The sequence below is a fragment of the Streptomyces sp. NPDC091376 genome (genome assembly GCF_044757085.1).
Lineage (GTDB): Bacteria > Actinomycetota > Actinomycetes > Streptomycetales > Streptomycetaceae > Streptomyces > Streptomyces pratisoli.
Genome location: NZ_JBIVUF010000016.1, coordinates 144,851 through 162,292, shown reverse-complemented (window position 1 = coordinate 162,292; position 17,442 = coordinate 144,851). Strand labels below are relative to the sequence as shown.

Here is a 17,442-nt window from a genome sequence, read left to right as displayed (position 1 = left end):
GCAGCTCACCGGGACCCGGAAGTGCCCACGGGGGTCGTCCCCGCGGGCACACACACCATGCTGTCAGCCGAGCGCCGACTTCACCGCGTCCGCCAGCCGTCCCGCCACCGAGCGGGCCTGGTCGATGTCCGCGGCCTCGACCATCACACGGACCAGCGGCTCCGTACCGGAGGGACGCAGCAGCACCCGGCCGGTGGTGCCGAGCTCCCGCTCGGCCTCGGTGACGGCGGCCGTCAGCTCGTCCGAAGACGAGACGCGCGACTTGTCGACGTCCGGGACGTTGATCAGGACCTGCGGGAGCCGGTCCATGACACCGGCGAGGTCCGCCAGGGAGCGGCCCGTCGCGGTGACCCGGGCCGCCAGCATCAGGCCGGTCAGGGTGCCGTCGCCGGTCGTGGCGTGGTCCAGGACGATGACGTGGCCGGACTGCTCGCCGCCCAGCGCGTATCCGTGCTCCTTCATCGACTCCAGGACGTACCGGTCGCCGACGGCCGTCTGCACCATCTCGACGCCCTCGCGCTCCATCGCCAGCTTGAAGCCGAGGTTCGACATGACGGTGGCGACGACGGTGTTGCCGCGCAGCGTGCCCGCCTCGCGCATGGCCAGCGCGAGCACGGCCAGGATCTGGTCGCCGTCGATCTCGTTGCCCGCCGCGTCCACGGCGAGGCAGCGGTCGGCGTCGCCGTCGTGGGCGATGCCGAGGTCGGCCCGGTGGTCCACGACCGCGGCCTTCAGCAGGTCCAGGTGGGTGGAACCGCAGCCGTCGTTGATGTTGAGGCCGTCCGGCTCGGCGCCGATCGTGACGACCTCGGCACCGGCCCGGGCGAACGCCTCGGGCGAGACCCGGGCGGCCGCGCCGTGCGCCTCGTCGAGGACGACCTTGAGCCCGTCGAGCCGGTTCGGCAGGACGGCGATGAGGTGGGCGACGTACTTGTCGAAGCCCTCGTCGTAGTCGCGTACGCGGCCGACGCCGGAGCCGGTCGGCCGGTCCCACGGGGCACCGGTGCGGTGCTCCTCGTAGACGGACTCGATCCGGTCCTCCAGCTCGTCGGCGAGCTTGTGGCCGCCCCGCGCGAAGAACTTGATGCCGTTGTCCGGCATGGCGTTGTGGCTCGCGGAGAGCATCACCCCGAGGTCGGCGCCCAGCGCACCGGTGAGGTACGCCACGGCCGGCGTGGGCAGCACACCGACGCGCAGGACGTCGACGCCCGCGCTGGCGAGGCCCGCCACGACGGCGGCCTCCAGGAACTCCCCGGACGCGCGGGGATCACGTCCGACCACCGCCGTCGGCCGATGGCCCTCGAACGTGCCCGCCTCGGCGAGCACGTGCGCCGCCGCGACCGACAGGCCGAGCGCGAGCTCGACTGTCAGGTCCGCGTTCGCGACACCGCGCACACCGTCCGTGCCGAAGAGTCGTCCCACTGGTGTCCTCCGAAAATGCTCCGAAAACGCGCGTCCCCCGGCGCTTTCCTGTCGTTTATACGCCCAGGACGCCGAGCTGTGTCACCCCGGGGGTCTCCCGGGTCCGATAAACGGAACGCCCCGGCAGCACGGAGTGCCGCCGGGGCGAACGTATGCCGTACAGGCCAGCAGGCGATTTAGCGCTTGCTGTACTGCGGGGCCTTGCGGGCCTTCTTCAGACCGGCCTTCTTGCGCTCGACCGCACGGTCGTCGCGGCTCAGGAAGCCGGCCTTCTTCAGCGGGCCGCGGTTGTTGTCCACGTCCGCCTCGTTCAGCGCGCGGGCCACGCCGAGGCGCAGGGCGCCGGCCTGGCCGGAGACGCCGCCACCCGCGATACGGGCGATGACGTCGTAGCGGCCGTCGAGCTCGAGCACCTTGAAGGGCTCGTTGACTTCCTGCTGGTGCACCTTGTTGGGGAAGTACTCCTCAAGGGTGCGACCGTTGATCTTCCACTTGCCGGTGCCCGGAACGATCCGGACACGGGCGATGGCGTTCTTGCGACGACCCAGGCCGGCGGCCGGCTGCGGCTCGCCGAAGCGGGACGCGAGGGACTCGGAGGTGTACTCGCCCTCGACGGGCGTCTCCGACTCGAAGGTGGTGACCTCGGCGTAGGTCTCTTCGCCCTCGACGGGGGTCTCTGCAGTGGTCTCGGCCACGATTCTCCTCAGATCTTTCTGTACGTCTTAGGGGGTGGCCGGAACTACTGCGCGACCTGGGTGATCTCGAACGGGACCGGCTGCTGAGCAGCGTGCGGGTGGTTCTCGCCCGCGTAGATCTTCAGCTTCGAGAGCATCTGACGACCCAGGGTGTTCTTCGGGATCATGCCCTTGATGGCCTTCTCCACGGCCTTCTCCGGGCTCTTGGCCAGCAGCTCGTCGTAACGGACGGAGCGCAGACCACCCGGGTACCCGGAGTGGCGGTACGCCATCTTCTGGGTCTTCTTGTTACCGGAGAGGTGAACCTTCTCGGCGTTGATGATGATGACGAAGTCGCCCATGTCCATGTGGGGGGCGTAGATCGGCTTGTGCTTGCCCCGGAGGAGGTTCGCTGCCGTGGTCGCCAGACGGCCCAGGACGATGTCCTGCGCGTCGATGATGTGCCACTGGCGAGTGACATCGCCGGGCTTGGGGCTGTACGTACGCACTTCGTAGCCTTCGCTTCTTCAGTGGATGGAGTCCAGACACACCTGAAGCGATCATGCAGCTGGGGCCTGCACTGCCGGGACACTGCCCGTATGCGAGCCACTGGTAACTGCTCCAGGGAACTTGCGTAAGGGCCCTCGCGTAAGAACGACGAAGCCAATACGCATAACAAACGGCAACAGTACCCGCGCCACCCCGGAGGGGTCAAAACGCGCCGACCCTACCGCGCCCGCTCGACCCGCCGCTCGTCCCACACCGGCTCCGCCGTCTCCCGGACCACGCCGTCCGAGCCGAAGACCAGATACCGGTCGAAGGACTTCGCGAACCAGCGGTCGTGCGTGACGGCGAGCACGGTGCCCTCATAGACCTCCAGGCCGTCCTGGAGCGCCTCCGCCGACTCCAGGTCCAGGTTGTCCGTCGGCTCGTCCAGCAGCAGCGCCGTCGTCCCGCGCAGCTCCAGCAGCAGGATCTGGAAGCGGGCCTGCTGCCCGCCCGAGAGCCGGTCGAAGGACTGGTCGCCCTGCCGCTCCAGCTCGTACCGCCGCAGCACCGACATCGCGCCGCCGCGGTCCTTGGCGTGCTCGGTCCACAGGATGTCGACCAGCGTGCGTCCGAGGAGCTCGGGGTGCGCGTGCGTCTGGGCGAAGTGCCCCGGCACCACGCGCGCGCCGAGCTTCCACTCGCCCTTGTGGGCCACGGACGTGTCGCCGGCGAGCAGCCGCAGGAAGTGGGACTTGCCCGAGCCGTTGGACCCGAGGACGGCCACCCGCTCGCCGTAGAAGACCTCCAGGTCGAAGGGTTTCATCAGCCCGGCGAGTTCGAGGCCCTTGCAGGTGAGAGCGCGTACGCCGGTCCGCCCGCCGCGCAGCCGCATCCGGATCTCCTGCTCGCGCGGCGGCTCCGGCGGCGGCCCCGCCTCCTCGAACTTCTTGAACCGGGTCTGCATCGCCCGGTACCGCGACGCCATGTCGGGGCTGATCGCCGCCTGCTGCCGCAGCCGCAGCACCAGCGCCCTCAGCCGGGCGTGCTCCTCCTCCCAGCGCCGCTTCAGCTCCTCGAACCGCGCGAACCGCTCCCGGCGCGCGTCGTGGAACGTGTCGAAGCCCCCGCCGTGCACCCACACGTCGCTGCCCGCCGGCCCCGGCTCGACCGCCACGATCTTCTGCGCCGCCCGGGCCAGCAGCTCCCGGTCGTGGGAGACGAACAGCACGGTCTTACGGGTCTCCCGCAGCCGTTCCTCCAGCCACCGCTTGCCGGGCACGTCCAGATAGTTGTCCGGCTCGTCCAGCAGCAGCACCTCGTCGGGACCGCGCAGCAGCGCCTCCAGCACCAGCCGCTTCTGCTCGCCCCCGGACAGGGTGCGGACGAGACGCCACTGGGCCTGCTCGTACGGGACGCCGAGCGCGGCCGTGGTGCACATGTCCCAGACCGTCTCGGCCTCGTACCCCTGCACCTCGGCCCAGTCGCTCAGCGCCTGCGCGTACCGCATCTGCGCGGCCTCGTCGTCCACGGTCATGATCAGGTGCTCGGCCTCGTCGACCGCCCGCGCCGCCTCCCGGATCCTGGGCTGGGCCACCGAGACCAGCAGGTCCCGGACCGTGCGCTCGTCCCGCACGGAGCCGACGAACTGCTGCATCACCCCGAGCCCGCCGCTCACCGACACGGTCCCGCCGTGCGGCTTCAGCTCCCCGGCGAGCAGCCGGAGCAGCGTCGTCTTGCCCGCGCCGTTCGCCCCGACGAGGGCGGCGACCGAGCCCTCACCGACGCGGAACGAGACGTCGCCGAGCAGCACCCGCCCGTCGGGCAGGTAGTACTCCAGATGTCCGGCTTCGAGATGTCCCATGGGGGGCATTGTCGCCGCGGGACACGCCCACGCCCAACAGGTTTAGGATGCGCGACATGAGCTTTGGGGGACCGCAGTGGCCGCAGGAGCCGCAACAGCCGTACGGACAGCAGTCACCGTCGTCGTCGACGCCCGACTGGGCCGCGCTGGCCGACGCCTCCGCGTCGCGTGCGCGCCGCAAGAGGTGGCTGCTGATCGGCGCCGGTGCGCTCGCGACGGCCGCCGTCGCCGCGATCGTGGCCACGGCCGTCGTCTTCATGAACGACGCCGCGCCCTCCGACAAGAACGCCGGTGATCTGCCCACGGCACCCGAGCTGCCGAACGAGACGACACAGCCGGAGCCTTCGTTCTCCGCGGTCGCCCCGCCGCCTCCGCCGAATCCGAAGGACTTCATCTCCAGCGAGACGAAGGACAAGGCGCCGCTCAGCGCCGACACCCTCTTCCCCGGCCGGAAGCTGACGATGGGCGACCGCGTCTACACCAAGGGCCCCACGGCGCGCACCACCAACTGCGCCTCCGCCACCCAGGGTTCACTGGGCACCGCACTCCGTTCCCACGGCTGTGACCAGGTCATCCGCGCCACGTACACCAAGGACGGCGTCGCCGTCACCATCGGCGTGGCGGTCTTCCCGACCGAGGCCCAGGCCAAGGCCGCCGTGACGAAGTCGGCCCGCAACATCGCGCCCCTCTCGGGCTCCGGCGTCGCGGGCTTCTGCAAGGGCGGCCCGGTCTGCCGCTTCGTGGGCAACTCCTACGGCCGCTACGCCTACTTCACCGCCACCGGACATCTCGACGGGAAGTCCGTCACCAAGGGCGACACCAAGGCGTTCCAGCCCGGCGACGACCTGGCCGAGTTCACGTTCCGCCAGATCGTGCGCCGCGGCGAGCTGCAGGCGTCGGCGGCCGCGACGGCCCCGGCGGGCTGACGGCCGACGCGGCGCCCCGCCCGGCGGCTGACGGCTCGCCACCGGGCCGGTTCAGCAGCAGCCGCCCGCCGCGGGGCCGGCGGCGGGAAGCGAGCGCCTGTTGCGGGCCTCCAGGTTCCTGGCGGCAAGCAACTCGTCGGCGGGGTAGCCGACTTCCTCCAGGGTGAGCCCGTGCGGTCGTACGACGTGGACGGCGGAGTCGCGGACCCCGGCGGCCAGGACCTTGCCGGGCCAGTCCACCGGCCGGTGTCCGTCACCGACGAAGAGCAACGCGCCGACGAGCGAGCGCACCATGTTGTGGCAGAAGGCGTCGGCCTTCACCGTCGCGGTGAGGATCCCCGACGGATCCCGCTCCCAGCGCAGTTGCTGCAGGGTCCGGATGGTGGTCGCGCCCTCGCGCTTCTTGCAGTACGCGGCGAAGTCGTGCTCGCCGAGGAGCCGTTCGGCGGCGGCGTTCATGGCGTCCAGGTCCAACGGCCAGTCGTGCCACAGCACATGCCCGCGCAGCAGCGGGTCGACGCCGCCGGGCTGGTCGGTGACGCGGTAGGCGTAACGTCGCCAGATCGCGGAGAAGCGGGCGTTGAAGCCGGCGGGGGCCTCCTCGGCCTTCCACACCCTCACGTCGTGGGACAGCCGCCCGGCGAGCCGTCGCAGCAGCTTCTCGCGGTGCTCGTCCCACAGGGCCTGCGGCAGATCGACGTGAGCGACCTGACCGCGGGCGTGCACACCCGCGTCAGTGCGGCCCGCGACGGTCAGCTCGTACGTCTGCGACGACCGCGTGACCGTACGGATCGCGTCCTCGATCTCGCCCTGGACGGTGCGCTGCCCACGGGTCTGCCGGGCCCAGCCGGAGAAGTCCCGGCCGTCGTACGACAGGTCCAGCCGCACCCGTACGAAACCGGGCTTCACGTCATCGCTCACGTCTCATATCCCTCTGGGGGTCCCCCCGGACGGGGTCTGGGGAAGGAACGGGCCCGCCCCCACGAGGGGGACGGGCCCGTCCGTCAGCCGTTCAGCCGGAAAGCCGCTCGAACGCTCAGGCGTCCTTCGACTCGGCCGGGGCCTCGGCGGCGTCCTCGGCCTTGGTCTCCTCGACCTTGGCCTCGTCCGCTTCCTTGACCGCACGCTTGGTGGCGGCCTCGGCCTCGGCGACCGTGGCCTTCTTCGCGATCTCGCCCTCGACGAGCTCGATCACGGCCATCGGGGCATTGTCACCACGACGGTTGCCGATCTTGGTGATCCGGGTGTAGCCACCCGGACGCTCGGCGTAGCGCGGAGCGATCTCGGTGAAGAGCGTGTGGACGATGCCCTTGTCCGTGATCGTCTGCAGCACCAGGCGACGGTTGTGGATGTCGCCCTTCTTCGCCTTCGTGATCAGACGCTCCGCGACCGGGCGCAGGCGGCGGGCCTTGGCCTCGGTCGTGGTGATGCGGCCGTGCTCGAAGAGCGACTTCGCGAGGTTCGCGAGGAGCAGCTTCTCGTGCGCGGCGCTGCCGCCCAGACGGGCACCCTTGGCGGGCTTCGGCATGGTTCTTCTCCTTGGGATCTGCCCCGGCCGTATCAGGTACCGAGGTCAGCCTGTGCGAGGGACGTCGCCCCTCGCGCACCCCCGGGGACCCGGGGGAAGCCTTGCGCCGGCCGGGACCCGAGGGCCCGGCCGGGGTCCGGGGCGGGGCCCCGGGAAAGCCACCCCGGTGGGGTGCGGGGGCGTCGGCCCCGGCACACCCACCGGGAGGGGCTCAGTACTGCTCGGTCTCGACGAAACCGGCGTCCGCGTCGTCGTCGGCGCCGAAGGCGTCCGCGGCGGCGGTCGGGTCGAATCCGGGCGGGCTGTCCTTGAGGGCCAGGCCCATGCCGGCCAGCTTCGCCTTGACCTCGTCGATCGACTTCGCACCGAAGTTGCGGATGTCGAGCAGGTCGGCCTCGGAACGGGCGACGAGCTCACCCACGGAGTGGATGCCCTCACGCTTGAGGCAGTTGTACGAGCGGACCGTGAGCTCCAGCTCCTCGATCGGCAGCGCGAGATCGGCGGCGAGGGCGGCGTCCGTCGGGGACGGGCCCATGTCGATGCCCTCGGCGTCGATGTTGAGCTCGCGGGCCAGACCGAACAGCTCGACCAGGGTCTTACCGGCCGACGCCATGGCGTCACGCGGACGCATGGCCTGCTTGGTCTCGACGTCGACGATCAGCTTGTCGAAGTCGGTGCGCTGCTCGACACGGGTCGCCTCGACCTTGTACGTGACCTTCAGCACCGGCGAGTAGATGGAGTCGACCGGGATACGGCCGATCTCCTGGCCCACCTGCTTGTTCTGCACGGCGGAGACGTAGCCGCGACCGCGCTCGACGGTCAGCTCCATCTCCAGCTTGCCCTTGCCGTTGAGCGTGGCGAGGACGAGGTCGGGGTTGTGGACCTCGACACCGGCCGGGGGCGCGATGTCGGCGGCGGTGACCAGACCCGGGCCCTGCTTGCGCAGGTACATCACGACCGGCTCGTCGTGCTCCGAGGAGACGACCAGCTGCTTGATGTTCAGGATGAGGTCGGTGACGTCCTCCTTGACGCCCGGCACGGTGGTGAACTCGTGCAGGACACCGTCGATCCGGATGGACGTGACGGCCGCGCCCGGGATCGAGGAGAGGAGCGTACGGCGCAGAGAGTTGCCGAGCGTGTAGCCGAAGCCGGGCTCCAGCGGCTCGATGACGAACCGCGAGCGGTATTCGTCGACAACCTCTTCGGTCAGCGAAGGACGCTGAGCGATCAGCATGGTGTTGTTTCCTTCAGTCGTGGGCGCCCGCTATTTGACGCCCTCGGATACTGCAAGGGTACGGGCGCCAGGGCCCGAAGGGGTCCTGGCGCCCGAAATCCCACATCGACCACAGATGCGTGACGCATCTGAGGTCAGACGCGCCTCCGCTTGGGGGGACGGCAGCCGTTGTGCGGCGTCGGGGTGACGTCCTGGATCGAGCCGACCTCGAGGCCGGTGGCCTGGAGGGAGCGGATCGCGGTCTCACGGCCGGAGCCCGGACCCTTGACGAAGACGTCGACCTTGCGCATGCCGTGCTCCTGCGCGCGGCGGGCGGCCGACTCGGCGGCCATCTGCGCGGCGAAGGGGGTGGACTTGCGCGAGCCCTTGAAGCCGACGTGGCCGGCGGAGGCCCAGGAGATCACGTTGCCGGTCGGGTCCGTGATCGAAACGATGGTGTTGTTGAACGTGCTCTTGATGTGCGCGTGGCCGTGAGCGACGTTCTTCTTTTCCTTGCGGCGCACCTTCTTGGCAGCGCCCTGACGTCCCTTGGGGGGCATGTCTTAACTCCAGATGGAGAGGAGGTGGTCGGTCCTACAGCGAAGACCGCTGATGAGCGTCCGCTGTGGACTACTTCTTGCCCGGCTTCTTCTTACCGGCGATGGCGCGACGCGGGCCCTTGCGGGTACGAGCGTTCGTGCTGGTGCGCTGACCGTGGACCGGCAGACCGCGGCGGTGGCGCAGACCCTGGTAGCAGCCGATCTCGACCTTGCGGCGGATGTCGGCCTGGATCTCGCGGCGGAGGTCACCCTCGGTCTTGAGGTTGGCGTCCACGTACTCGCGGATCTTGACCAGGTCCTCTTCGGCCAGGTCACGAACGCGGGTGTTCGGGTTCACACCGGTCGCGGCGAGAGTCGCCTTCGACTGGGTGCGGCCGATACCGAAGACGTAGGTGAGTGCGACCTCCACACGCTTGTCGCGCGGGATGTCAACACCGGAAACGCGTGCCATTCAATGGCTCCTGTGGTGTTCGGGGGTCTTCCGCAGTACCGCTCCCGACCGCCGATCTCTCCTGTTCGAAGAGGTGGTACGTCCGGGTCCCCGGCCCCCGCCGGAGGTGTCGTCAGCCGTGAGGCGTGGACGGGCACTGCTTATGTACGTATTGCTCGCGTCGCTCGAAGAACTGCGAGGTGCAGGTCGGCGTGCTTCAGCCCTGGCGCTGCTTGTGGCGCAGGTTGTCGCAGATGACCATGACCCGGCCGTGACGGCGGATCACCTTGCACTTGTCGCAGATCTTCTTGACGCTCGGCTTGACCTTCATGGGATGTGAGGTTCTCCGGGTCAGTGCCAGCACCCCACGGGAGGGGTGACGGCAAGATCTACTTGTACCGGTAGACGATCCGGCCACGCGTGAGGTCGTAGGGAGAGAGCTCCACCACGACCCGGTCGTCCGGGAGGATTCGGATGTAGTGCATCCGCATCTTGCCGGAGATGTGCGCGAGGACCTTGTGACCGTTCTGGAGCTCTACCTTGAACATGGCGTTCGGCAGGGACTCGATCACGGTGCCCTCGATTTCGATGGCACCTTGCTTCTTGGCCACGCTTCGCCCTTCGAATCGGCTACCTTGATCGACTCTCGCTACCGTTTGACCGCAACGGACTACCGCAAGCGGACATACGGGTACACGAGAGCCGACGCATCAGTCTACGTCAGGCCCCTGGAAAAGACGAATCCGGAAGTTTGCCCAACGGAAGTGATCGTTATGCCAGGGGATCCGGCGCCGCCGTGACACCGAGCTCCGCCAGCTTGGCCCTGCCACCGTCGACCGCGGTGAGGACCAGGGGGCCCTCCTCGGTCAGAGCGACGGAGTGCTCCCAGTGCGAGGACCAGGTGCCGTCGATGGTGATGACGGTCCAGTCGTCCTCGAGGACCTCGGTGTGCGGCGTACCGAGCGACACCATCGGCTCGATGGCCAGGCACACGCCGGGGACCAGCTTGGGGCCCTTGCCGCGCTTACGGCTGACGTAGTTCAGCAGATGCGGGTCCATGTGCATCTCGGTGCCGATCCCGTGGCCGCCGTACTCCTCGATGATCCCGTACTTGCCGCCGCCCGGCTTCGGCTGACGGCGGATGTACGTCTCGATGGCGCGGGAGATGTCGACCAGGCGGTTGCCGTTCTTCATCGCGGCGACACCGGCCCACATGGACTCCTCGGTCACCCGGGAGAGCTCCAGCAGCTCCGGGGCATGACCGTCACCCACGAACGCCGTGTACGCCGCGTCGCCGTGCCAGCCGTCGACGATCGCGCCGGCGTCGATGGAAATAATGTCGCCGTCCTTGAGGACCGTCTTCTCGTCCGGGATGCCGTGGACGACGACCTCGTTGACCGAGGTGCAGATGGTGGCGGGGAAACCGCCGTAGCCGAGGAAGTTCGACTTGGCGCCATGGTCGGCGATCACCTTGCGGGCGACCTCGTCGAGATCCCTCGTCGTGGCGCCGGGGACCGCCGCCTCACGGGTCGCCGCGTGGATGGCGGCGACGACCAGCCCCGCCTCGCGCATCTTCGCGATCTGCTCGGGGGTCTTGATCTGCACCATGAGTGCCGGCGCCTTTCGGAATCGGAGAGTGGTTCGGCGGAATGCCTGGGTAATCAACGATACGGCCGCGGCGTCCCTGGGACACCGCGGCCGTATCGGAAACAGCTCAGTGGTGGTGCGTACCGCGCACCGCGCACCGCATGACTCAGGCCTGGGCGGCCGGGTCGTTCTGCAGTGCCTCCATCGCCCGCTCGGTCACCTCGGTGACCTTGCCGAGCGCGGAGATGGTGACCACGAGGCCCTGGGCCCGGTAGTGGTCGATGATCGGCTCGGTCTGCGTGTGGTAGACCTCGAGCCGCTTGCGCACGGTCTCCTCCGAGTCGTCGTCGCGCTGGTACAGCTCGCCGCCGCAGACGTCACAGACGCCCTCGGTCTTCGGCGGGGTGTACGTGACGTGGAAGACGTGCGCACTGTCGTTGCGGCAGATGCGGCGACCCGCGATCCGCTTCACGACCTCGTCCTCGGGGACCTCCAGGTCCAGCACCGCGTCCAGCTTCACGCCGTCCACCGCGAGCGCGGCGTCGAGCGCCTCGGCCTGGGAGACGTTGCGCGGGAAACCGTCGAGCAGGAAGCCGTTCTGGGCGTCCGGCTGAGCCATGCGGTCCCTGGCCATCCCGATGGTGACCTCGTCGGGCACCAGGTTGCCGGCGTCCATGTACGCCTTGGCCTGCTTGCCGAGCTCCGTGCCCTTGCTGATGTTGGCCCGGAAGAGGTCGCCCGTGGAGATGTGCGGGATCGACAGGTTCTTGGCAAGGTACTGAGCCTGCGTGCCCTTGCCCGCACCGGGCGGTCCGACGAGGACGATTCGCATCAGCGGAGGAACCCTTCGTAGTTGCGCTGCTGGAGCTGGCTCTCGATCTGCTTCACGGTTTCGAGACCGACACCCACGATGATGAGGATGCTGGTGCCACCGAACGGGAAGTTCTGGTTGGCACCACCGAAGCCCGCCAACGCCATCGTCGGCACAAGAGCGATCAGACCCAGATACAGCGAGCCCGGCCAGGTGATCCGGTTGAGCACGTAGCTCAGATACTCGGCGGTAGGTCGACCAGCCCGGATACCCGGGATGAAGCCACCATACTTCTTCATGTTGTCCGCGACTTCCTCGGGGTTGAACGAGATCGCCACGTAGAAGAAGGCGAAGAACACGATCAGGAGGAAGTACAGAGCGATGTAGTACGGGTGGTCGCCCTTGACGAGATGGGCTTCGATCCAGGTCTTCCAGCTCGAGCTGGAATTCGAGAACTGTGCGATCAACGCCGGGATGTAGAGCAGCGACGACGCGAAGATGACAGGAATCACACCCGCCTGGTTCACCTTCAGCGGGATGTATGTGGACGTACCGCCGTACGACCTGCGGCCGATCATGCGCTTCGCGTACTGCACGGGGATACGGCGCTGGGCCTGCTCGACGAACACGACGAGCGCCACCATCACGAAGCCGATCAGGATGACCGTGCCGAACTCGATCCAGCCCTTGGCGAGGCTGCCGCTCTCCTTGATGGCCCAGAGGGCGCCCGGGAAACCGGCGGCGATCGAGATGAACATCAGGATCGACATGCCGTTGCCGATACCACGGTCCGTGATCAGCTCGCCGAGCCACATGACCATGGCCGTGCCGGCGGTCATGGTGACCACCATCGTGGCGGTCACGAAGATCGACTGATCAGGGACGATCTCGCTGGCGACCTGACACCCCGAGAACAGCGCTCCGCTGCGGGCGGTGGCCACCAGGCCGGTGCCCTGCAGCACGGCCAGCGCGACCGTGAGGTAACGCGTGTACTGCGTGATCTTCGCCGTGCCGGACTGGCCCTCCTTCTTGAGGGCCTCCAGACGCGGAATGACCACGGTCAGCAGCTGCAGGATGATGCTCGCTGTGATGTACGGCATGATGCCGAGCGCGAAGATCGTGATCTGCAGCAGCGCTCCGCCGCTGAACATGTTGACGAGGCCGAACAGGCTGCTGTTGTTCTTCGAGGCCTGGTCCACACAGATCTGGACGTTCTCGTAACTGACGCCGGGGACCGGAATGTGTGCGCCGACCCGGTACAGCACGATGATGGCAAGCGTGAAGAGCAGCTTCTTGCGCAGGTCGGGCGTCTTGAACGCCCGGGCGAACGCGGTGAGCACGGTGCCTCCTGCGACCCCCGCGCAAAGCGTCAGAGGTGACGGTCTTGAGGTTCGACGAATACGTATGAGTCCAAAACCGTCCGGGGAGGCCTTCGGCCCCACCTCGCGGCGCGGGGGTCACCCCCCAGGATTACAGCAACAACGCACGCCACCTTACCGGCGAGTGTGCCCCGCTTGGAACGACCAACCGGGGATGCCCCTTTTGAGAGGCATCCCCGGTTGGTGTTCAGGCCATCGGCTCGTCTCAGATCAGACGAGCTCGGTGACGGTGCCGCCGGCGGCGGTGATCTTCTCCTTGGCGGAGCCGGAGACGGCGTCGACCGTCACCTGCAGCGCCACGGAGACCTCACCCTGGCCGAGCACCTTGACGAGCTGGTTCTTGCGAACCGCACCCTTGGCGACCAGGTCCGCGACCGTGACCTCGCCACCCTCGGGGTAGAGGGCGGTGAGCTTGTCCAGGTTCACGACCTGGTACTCGGTCTTGAACGGGTTCTTGAAGCCCTTCAGCTTCGGGAGACGCATGTGGAGGGGCATCTGCCCACCCTCGAAGCGCTCCGGAACCTGGTAACGGGCCTTCGTGCCCTTGGTACCACGACCGGCCGTCTTACCCTTCGACGCCTCACCACGACCCACACGGGTCTTGGCGGTCTTGGCGCCCGGGGCGGGACGGAGGTTGTGGATCTTCAGCGGGTTCTGCTCCGCCATGATCAGTCGACCTCCTCAACCGTCACGAGGTGGCGGACGGTGTGCACCATTCCGCGGAACTCGGGGCGGTCCTCCTTGACGACCACGTCGTTGACCCTCTTCAGGCCAAGCGAACGCAGGGTGTCACGGTGGTTCTGCTTGCTGCCGATGTACGACTTCGTCTGCGTGATCTTGATGCGGGCCATTACGCACCCGCTCCCGCACCGGCACGCGCACGAAGCAGCGCCGCGGGGGCGACGTCCTCGAGCGGCAGACCGCGGCGCGCCGCGATCTCCTCGGGACGCTGCAGACCCTTCAGGGCCGCGACGGTCGCGTGGACGATGTTGATCGCGTTGGACGAGCCGAGCGACTTCGACAGGATGTCGTGAACGCCGGCGCACTCGAGCACGGCACGCACCGGGCCACCGGCGATAACGCCGGTACCGGGGGAAGCCGGCTTGAGCAGGACGACGCCCGCGGCCTTCTCGCCCGTGATCGGGTGCGGGATGGTGCCCTGGATACGGGGGACCTTGAAGAAGTGCTTCTTGGCCTCCTCAACACCCTTGGCGATGGCGGCCGGCACCTCCTTGGCCTTGCCGTAACCGACACCCACGGTGCCGTCACCGTCGCCCACCACGACCAGCGCGGTGAAGCTGAAGCGACGACCACCCTTCACAACCTTGGCGACACGGTTGATCGCGACAACGCGCTCAACGTAAGCGGTCTTCTCGGCGGCAGCTGCGCCGCCGTCACGGCCCTTCCGGTCCCGCCGCTCGCCGCCACCGGCACCGCTTCCGCGGCGCTGGGGTCCAGCCATTGGAATTACCTCTCTTCGTTTTCCGTCAGCTACGGAACCGGGTCAGAACTTCAGACCGGCTTCGCGGGCGGCGTCCGCCAGGGCGGCAATGCGCCCGGCGTACTGGTTGCCGCCACGGTCGAACACGACAGCCTCGATGCCGGCGGCCTTGGCACGCTCGGCCACGAGCTGGCCGACCTGCTTCGCCTTCGACGACTTGTCGCCTTCGCCGCCACGGATGGACGAGTCCAGGGTGGACGCCGACGCGAGGGTGTGACCCGCGAGGTCGTCGATGACCTGAGCCGTGATCCCGCGGTTGGACCGGGTGACGACCAGACGCGGACGCGCCGGGGTACCCGAGATCTTCTTGCGGATGCGGATGTGGCGACGCTTCAGGGAAGCGCCCTTGTAGGCCTTGCCCTTGGCAATCTTCACGCCGTATGCCATGGCTTACTTACCAGCCTTTCCGACCTTGCGGCGGATGACCTCGCCCGCGTACTTCACGCCCTTGGCCTTGTACGGGTCGGGCTTGCGCAGCTTGCGGATGTTCGCGGCGACCTCGCCGACCTTCTGCTTGTCGATGCCCTCGACCGAGAACTTGGTCGGCGACTCGACCTTGAAGGAGATGCCCTCGGGCGCCTCCACCAGGATCGAGTGGCTGTAGCCGAGCTGGAACTCCAGGTTGGAGCCCTTCGCGGCAACGCGGTAACCGACACCGCTGATCTCGAGCGCCTTGACGTACCCCTGGGTCACACCGGTGATCATGTTGGCCACCAGCGTGCGGGACAGGCCGTGCAGGGCCTTGTTCTGACGCTCGTCGTTGGGGCGGGTGACGTTCAGAACGCCGTCCTCACCCTTCGCGATCTCGATCGGCGCGGCAACGGTGTGGGTCAGGGAGCCCTTGGGGCCCTTCACCTGGACCGTACGGCCATCGATGGTGACATCCACGCCGGCGGGAACCGAGATGGGGAGCTTGCCGATACGCGACATGTTTCTTCTCCTCCGTTCCCGACTACCAGACGTAGGCGAGGACTTCCCCGCCCACACCCTTCTTGCTGGCCTGCTTGTCGGTGAGGAGACCGTGCGACGTGGAGATGATGGCCACGCCCAGGCCGCCGAGCACCTTCGGCAGGTTGGTGGACTTCGCGTACACCCGGAGACCGGGCTTGGAGATCCGCTTGATGCCCGCGATGGAGCGCTCACGGTTCGGGCCGAACTTCAGCTCGAGAACGAGGTTCTTGCCGACCTCGGCGTCCTCGACCTTCCAGCCCGTGATGAAGCCCTCCTGCTGGAGGATCTCCGCGATGTGAGACTTGATCTTGCTGTGCGGCATCGTCACGGAGTCGTGGTACGCCGAGTTCGCGTTACGCAGACGAGTCAGCATGTCCGCGATCGGATCAGTCATGGTCATGAATTGGCCTTCGGCCTCTCTCGCCGGGGTTTCCTGTATGCGCCATCCCTCTCCCCACACATGGGCGGGACGGGTGCGGCGCGGGGACCTACGGCGTAGTAAGTCGATCAGGGCGGCGGGCGCCCAACCCCACAAGCCTACGGCATGTGAGGGAGGGCCCCGCCGTCCCGTTGCTTACCGAGAGCCTCCGGTAATTCCGGGAAAACCCGGGATTACCAGGAGCTCTTGGTCACGCCCGGCAGCTCGCCACGGTGAGCCATCTCACGAAGGCACACGCGGCACAGGCCGAACTTGCGGTACACGGAGTGCGGACGGCCGCAGCGCTGGCAGCGGGTGTACGCACGCACACCGAACTTGGGCTTACGAGCAGCCTTGGCAATGAGAGCCTTCTTCGCCATCTCGCTTACGCCTCCTTGAACGGGAAGCCGAGGTGACGGAGAAGGGCACGGCCCTCAGCGTCGTTGGTCGCCGTGGTCACCACGGTGATGTCCATACCCCGGACGCGGTCGATCTTGTCCTGGTCGATCTCGTGGAACATGACCTGCTCCGTGAGACCGAAGGTGTAGTTGCCACGGCCGTCGAACTGCTTGGGGGACAGGCCACGGAAGTCGCGGATGCGCGGCAGCGCGAGCGACAGGGTGCGGTCCAGGAACTCCCACATGCGGTCGCCACGAAGCGTGACGTGGGCACCGATCGGCTGGCCCTCACGCAGCTTGAACTGCGCGATGGACTTGCGGGCCTTGGTGACGGCCGGCTTCTGGCCGGTGATCGTGGTGAGGTCCTTGATGGCACCCTCGATCAGCTTGGAGTCGCGGGCGGCGTCGCCCACACCCATGTTGACCACGATCTTCACGAGGCCGGGAACCTGCATGACGTTCTCGTACGAGAACTCCTCACGCAGCTTGCCGGAGATCTCCTCGCGGTACTTCGTCTTGAGACGCGGAGTGGTGGTGGTAGCCATCAGATGTCCTCACCCGTCCGCTTGGCAACGCGGATCTTGTTGCCCTCGTCGTCGAAGCGGTAACCGACGCGGGTCACGACCTTGTTGCCGTCCTTCTCCACGACGAGCTGAACGTTGCTCACGTGAATGGGGGCCTCGGTGGTGACGATGCCGCCGGCCTGCGACGCACGGCCCGGCTGGTTGGCCTTCGTGTGCTTCTTGACCCGGTTGACACCCTCGACCAGGACGCGGTCCTCGCGGGGGAAGGCCGCGATGACCTTGCCCTGCTTGCCCTTGTCCTTGCCGGTGATGACCTGGACCAGGTCGCCCTTCTTGATCTTCATGCTTACAGCACCTCCGGCGCGAGCGAGATGATCTTCATGAACTTCTTCTCGCGCAGCTCACGGCCCACCGGGCCGAAGATACGGGTGCCGCGAGGGTCGCCGTCGTTCTTCAGAATGACGGCGGCGTTCTCGTCGAAGCGGATGTACGAGCCGTCCTGACGGCGGCGCTCCTTGACGGTGCGAACGATGACCGCCTTGACGACGTCACCCTTCTTCACGTTGCCACCGGGGATCGCGTCCTTGACGGTGGCGACGATGACGTCACCGATGCCCGCGTAGCGGCGACCCGAGCCACCGAGAACACGGATGCAAAGGATCTCCTTGGCACCAGTGTTGTCGGCGACGCGAAGTCGCGACTCCTGCTGGATCACGTCTATCTCCTGTTTGTCTGCCGGTTCCCGGCAGGGGCTTTCCTCCTGGGAGGCG

The 17,442-nt window shown here is 67.7% G+C and carries 25 protein-coding genes; 1 reads left to right on the top strand and 24 read right to left on the bottom strand.

The genetic code is table 11. The annotated features are described in order from the left end of the window. Positions 1-63: 63 nt before the first annotated feature. From glmM to ACIQMR_RS29640, 4 genes are all read right to left on the bottom strand, one after another. Positions 64-1,422, bottom strand: a complete 1,359-nt coding sequence (gene glmM, locus ACIQMR_RS29655) for a phosphoglucosamine mutase (RefSeq protein ID WP_401393571.1) — start codon at positions 1,420-1,422, stop codon at positions 64-66. Positions 1,423-1,598: 176 nt separating this feature from the next. Continuing rightward, positions 1,599-2,117 (bottom strand): 30S ribosomal protein S9, encoded by a 519-nt coding sequence (rpsI, locus tag ACIQMR_RS29650; protein WP_266381620.1) that lies wholly within the window; start codon positions 2,115-2,117, stop codon positions 1,599-1,601. Positions 2,118-2,161: 44 nt separating this feature from the next. Then, on the bottom strand, positions 2,162-2,605 hold the full coding sequence (gene rplM / locus ACIQMR_RS29645) for a 50S ribosomal protein L13 (RefSeq protein WP_266381617.1): 444 nt from the start codon (positions 2,603-2,605) through the stop codon (positions 2,162-2,164). Between the two features lie 218 nt (positions 2,606-2,823). After that, positions 2,824-4,446 (bottom strand): ABC-F family ATP-binding cassette domain-containing protein, encoded by a 1,623-nt coding sequence (locus ACIQMR_RS29640; RefSeq protein ID WP_401393568.1) that lies wholly within the window; start codon positions 4,444-4,446, stop codon positions 2,824-2,826. Between the two features lie 56 nt (positions 4,447-4,502). On the opposite strand from ACIQMR_RS29640, the gene ACIQMR_RS29635 reads away from it, so the two are divergent. Continuing rightward, entirely contained in the window at positions 4,503-5,372 is an 870-nt protein-coding gene (locus tag ACIQMR_RS29635) for a hypothetical protein (RefSeq protein WP_401393565.1), read from the top strand. 51 nt (positions 5,373-5,423) lie between these two features. On the opposite strand, the gene truA is transcribed toward ACIQMR_RS29635, so the two are convergent. From truA to rplN, 20 genes are all read right to left on the bottom strand, one after another. Further along, a complete protein-coding gene (gene truA, locus ACIQMR_RS29630; RefSeq protein WP_401393562.1) occupies positions 5,424-6,293 on the bottom strand; it encodes a tRNA pseudouridine(38-40) synthase TruA in 870 nt (289 codons plus the stop codon). Positions 6,294-6,408: 115 nt separating this feature from the next. Further along, positions 6,409-6,900, bottom strand: a complete 492-nt coding sequence (gene rplQ / locus ACIQMR_RS29625; RefSeq protein ID WP_266381606.1) for a 50S ribosomal protein L17 — start codon at positions 6,898-6,900, stop codon at positions 6,409-6,411. A gap of 211 nt (positions 6,901-7,111) precedes the next feature. Then, positions 7,112-8,134: a DNA-directed RNA polymerase subunit alpha gene (locus ACIQMR_RS29620; RefSeq protein ID WP_003956430.1), complete on the bottom strand. Its 1,023-nt coding sequence runs from the start codon at positions 8,132-8,134 to the stop codon at positions 7,112-7,114. A gap of 134 nt (positions 8,135-8,268) precedes the next feature. Further along, positions 8,269-8,673 (bottom strand): 30S ribosomal protein S11, encoded by a 405-nt coding sequence (gene rpsK, locus ACIQMR_RS29615; protein ID WP_003948617.1) that lies wholly within the window; start codon positions 8,671-8,673, stop codon positions 8,269-8,271. A 70-nt stretch (positions 8,674-8,743) separates the two neighbouring features. Then, positions 8,744-9,124: a 30S ribosomal protein S13 gene (gene rpsM / locus ACIQMR_RS29610; protein WP_004946638.1), complete on the bottom strand. Its 381-nt coding sequence runs from the start codon at positions 9,122-9,124 to the stop codon at positions 8,744-8,746. Positions 9,125-9,320: 196 nt separating this feature from the next. After that, the gene (rpmJ, locus tag ACIQMR_RS29605; RefSeq protein WP_003956441.1) at positions 9,321-9,434 is read right to left on the bottom strand and encodes a 50S ribosomal protein L36; all 114 of its coding nucleotides are present in this window, start codon (positions 9,432-9,434) and stop codon (positions 9,321-9,323) included. Between the two features lie 58 nt (positions 9,435-9,492). Continuing rightward, positions 9,493-9,714, bottom strand: coding sequence for a translation initiation factor IF-1 (gene infA, locus ACIQMR_RS29600; RefSeq protein WP_003956442.1), 222 nt, complete (start codon positions 9,712-9,714; stop codon positions 9,493-9,495). A 160-nt stretch (positions 9,715-9,874) separates the two neighbouring features. Beyond that, positions 9,875-10,711: a type I methionyl aminopeptidase gene (gene map, locus ACIQMR_RS29595; RefSeq protein WP_401393558.1), complete on the bottom strand. Its 837-nt coding sequence runs from the start codon at positions 10,709-10,711 to the stop codon at positions 9,875-9,877. 145 nt (positions 10,712-10,856) lie between these two features. Continuing rightward, complete coding sequence (locus ACIQMR_RS29590; RefSeq protein ID WP_401393555.1) at positions 10,857-11,522, bottom strand: adenylate kinase; 666 nt, start codon at positions 11,520-11,522, stop codon at positions 10,857-10,859. Then, entirely contained in the window at positions 11,522-12,841 is a 1,320-nt protein-coding gene (gene secY / locus ACIQMR_RS29585) for a preprotein translocase subunit SecY (protein ID WP_401393552.1), read from the bottom strand. The genes ACIQMR_RS29590 and secY overlap by 1 nt, the downstream gene beginning before the upstream one ends. Positions 12,842-13,090: 249 nt before the next feature. Next, entirely contained in the window at positions 13,091-13,546 is a 456-nt protein-coding gene (rplO, locus tag ACIQMR_RS29580; protein ID WP_266381595.1) for a 50S ribosomal protein L15, read from the bottom strand. A 2-nt stretch (positions 13,547-13,548) separates the two neighbouring features. Next, on the bottom strand, positions 13,549-13,731 hold the full coding sequence (gene rpmD / locus ACIQMR_RS29575; protein WP_266381593.1) for a 50S ribosomal protein L30: 183 nt from the start codon (positions 13,729-13,731) through the stop codon (positions 13,549-13,551). After that, on the bottom strand, positions 13,731-14,342 hold the full coding sequence (gene rpsE / locus ACIQMR_RS29570) for a 30S ribosomal protein S5 (protein WP_242329302.1): 612 nt from the start codon (positions 14,340-14,342) through the stop codon (positions 13,731-13,733). Before rpsE ends, rpmD begins: the two co-directional genes overlap by 1 nt. 42 nt (positions 14,343-14,384) lie before the next feature. Beyond that, entirely contained in the window at positions 14,385-14,768 is a 384-nt protein-coding gene (rplR, locus tag ACIQMR_RS29565) for a 50S ribosomal protein L18 (protein ID WP_242329301.1), read from the bottom strand. A 3-nt stretch (positions 14,769-14,771) separates the two neighbouring features. Further along, a complete protein-coding gene (gene rplF, locus ACIQMR_RS29560) occupies positions 14,772-15,311 on the bottom strand; it encodes a 50S ribosomal protein L6 (protein WP_266381590.1) in 540 nt (179 codons plus the stop codon). A gap of 22 nt (positions 15,312-15,333) precedes the next feature. After that, on the bottom strand, positions 15,334-15,732 hold the full coding sequence (gene rpsH, locus ACIQMR_RS29555; protein ID WP_017949652.1) for a 30S ribosomal protein S8: 399 nt from the start codon (positions 15,730-15,732) through the stop codon (positions 15,334-15,336). Between the two features lie 212 nt (positions 15,733-15,944). Continuing rightward, complete coding sequence (locus ACIQMR_RS29550; RefSeq protein ID WP_003956452.1) at positions 15,945-16,130, bottom strand: type Z 30S ribosomal protein S14; 186 nt, start codon at positions 16,128-16,130, stop codon at positions 15,945-15,947. Between the two features lie 5 nt (positions 16,131-16,135). Next, on the bottom strand, positions 16,136-16,693 hold the full coding sequence (gene rplE, locus ACIQMR_RS29545) for a 50S ribosomal protein L5 (protein WP_122615762.1): 558 nt from the start codon (positions 16,691-16,693) through the stop codon (positions 16,136-16,138). Further along, on the bottom strand, positions 16,693-17,016 hold the full coding sequence (rplX, locus tag ACIQMR_RS29540) for a 50S ribosomal protein L24 (protein WP_105868304.1): 324 nt from the start codon (positions 17,014-17,016) through the stop codon (positions 16,693-16,695). Before rplX ends, rplE begins: the two co-directional genes overlap by 1 nt. A gap of 2 nt (positions 17,017-17,018) precedes the next feature. Beyond that, a complete protein-coding gene (gene rplN / locus ACIQMR_RS29535) occupies positions 17,019-17,387 on the bottom strand; it encodes a 50S ribosomal protein L14 (RefSeq protein ID WP_003956455.1) in 369 nt (122 codons plus the stop codon). Positions 17,388-17,442: the final 55 nt, after the last annotated feature.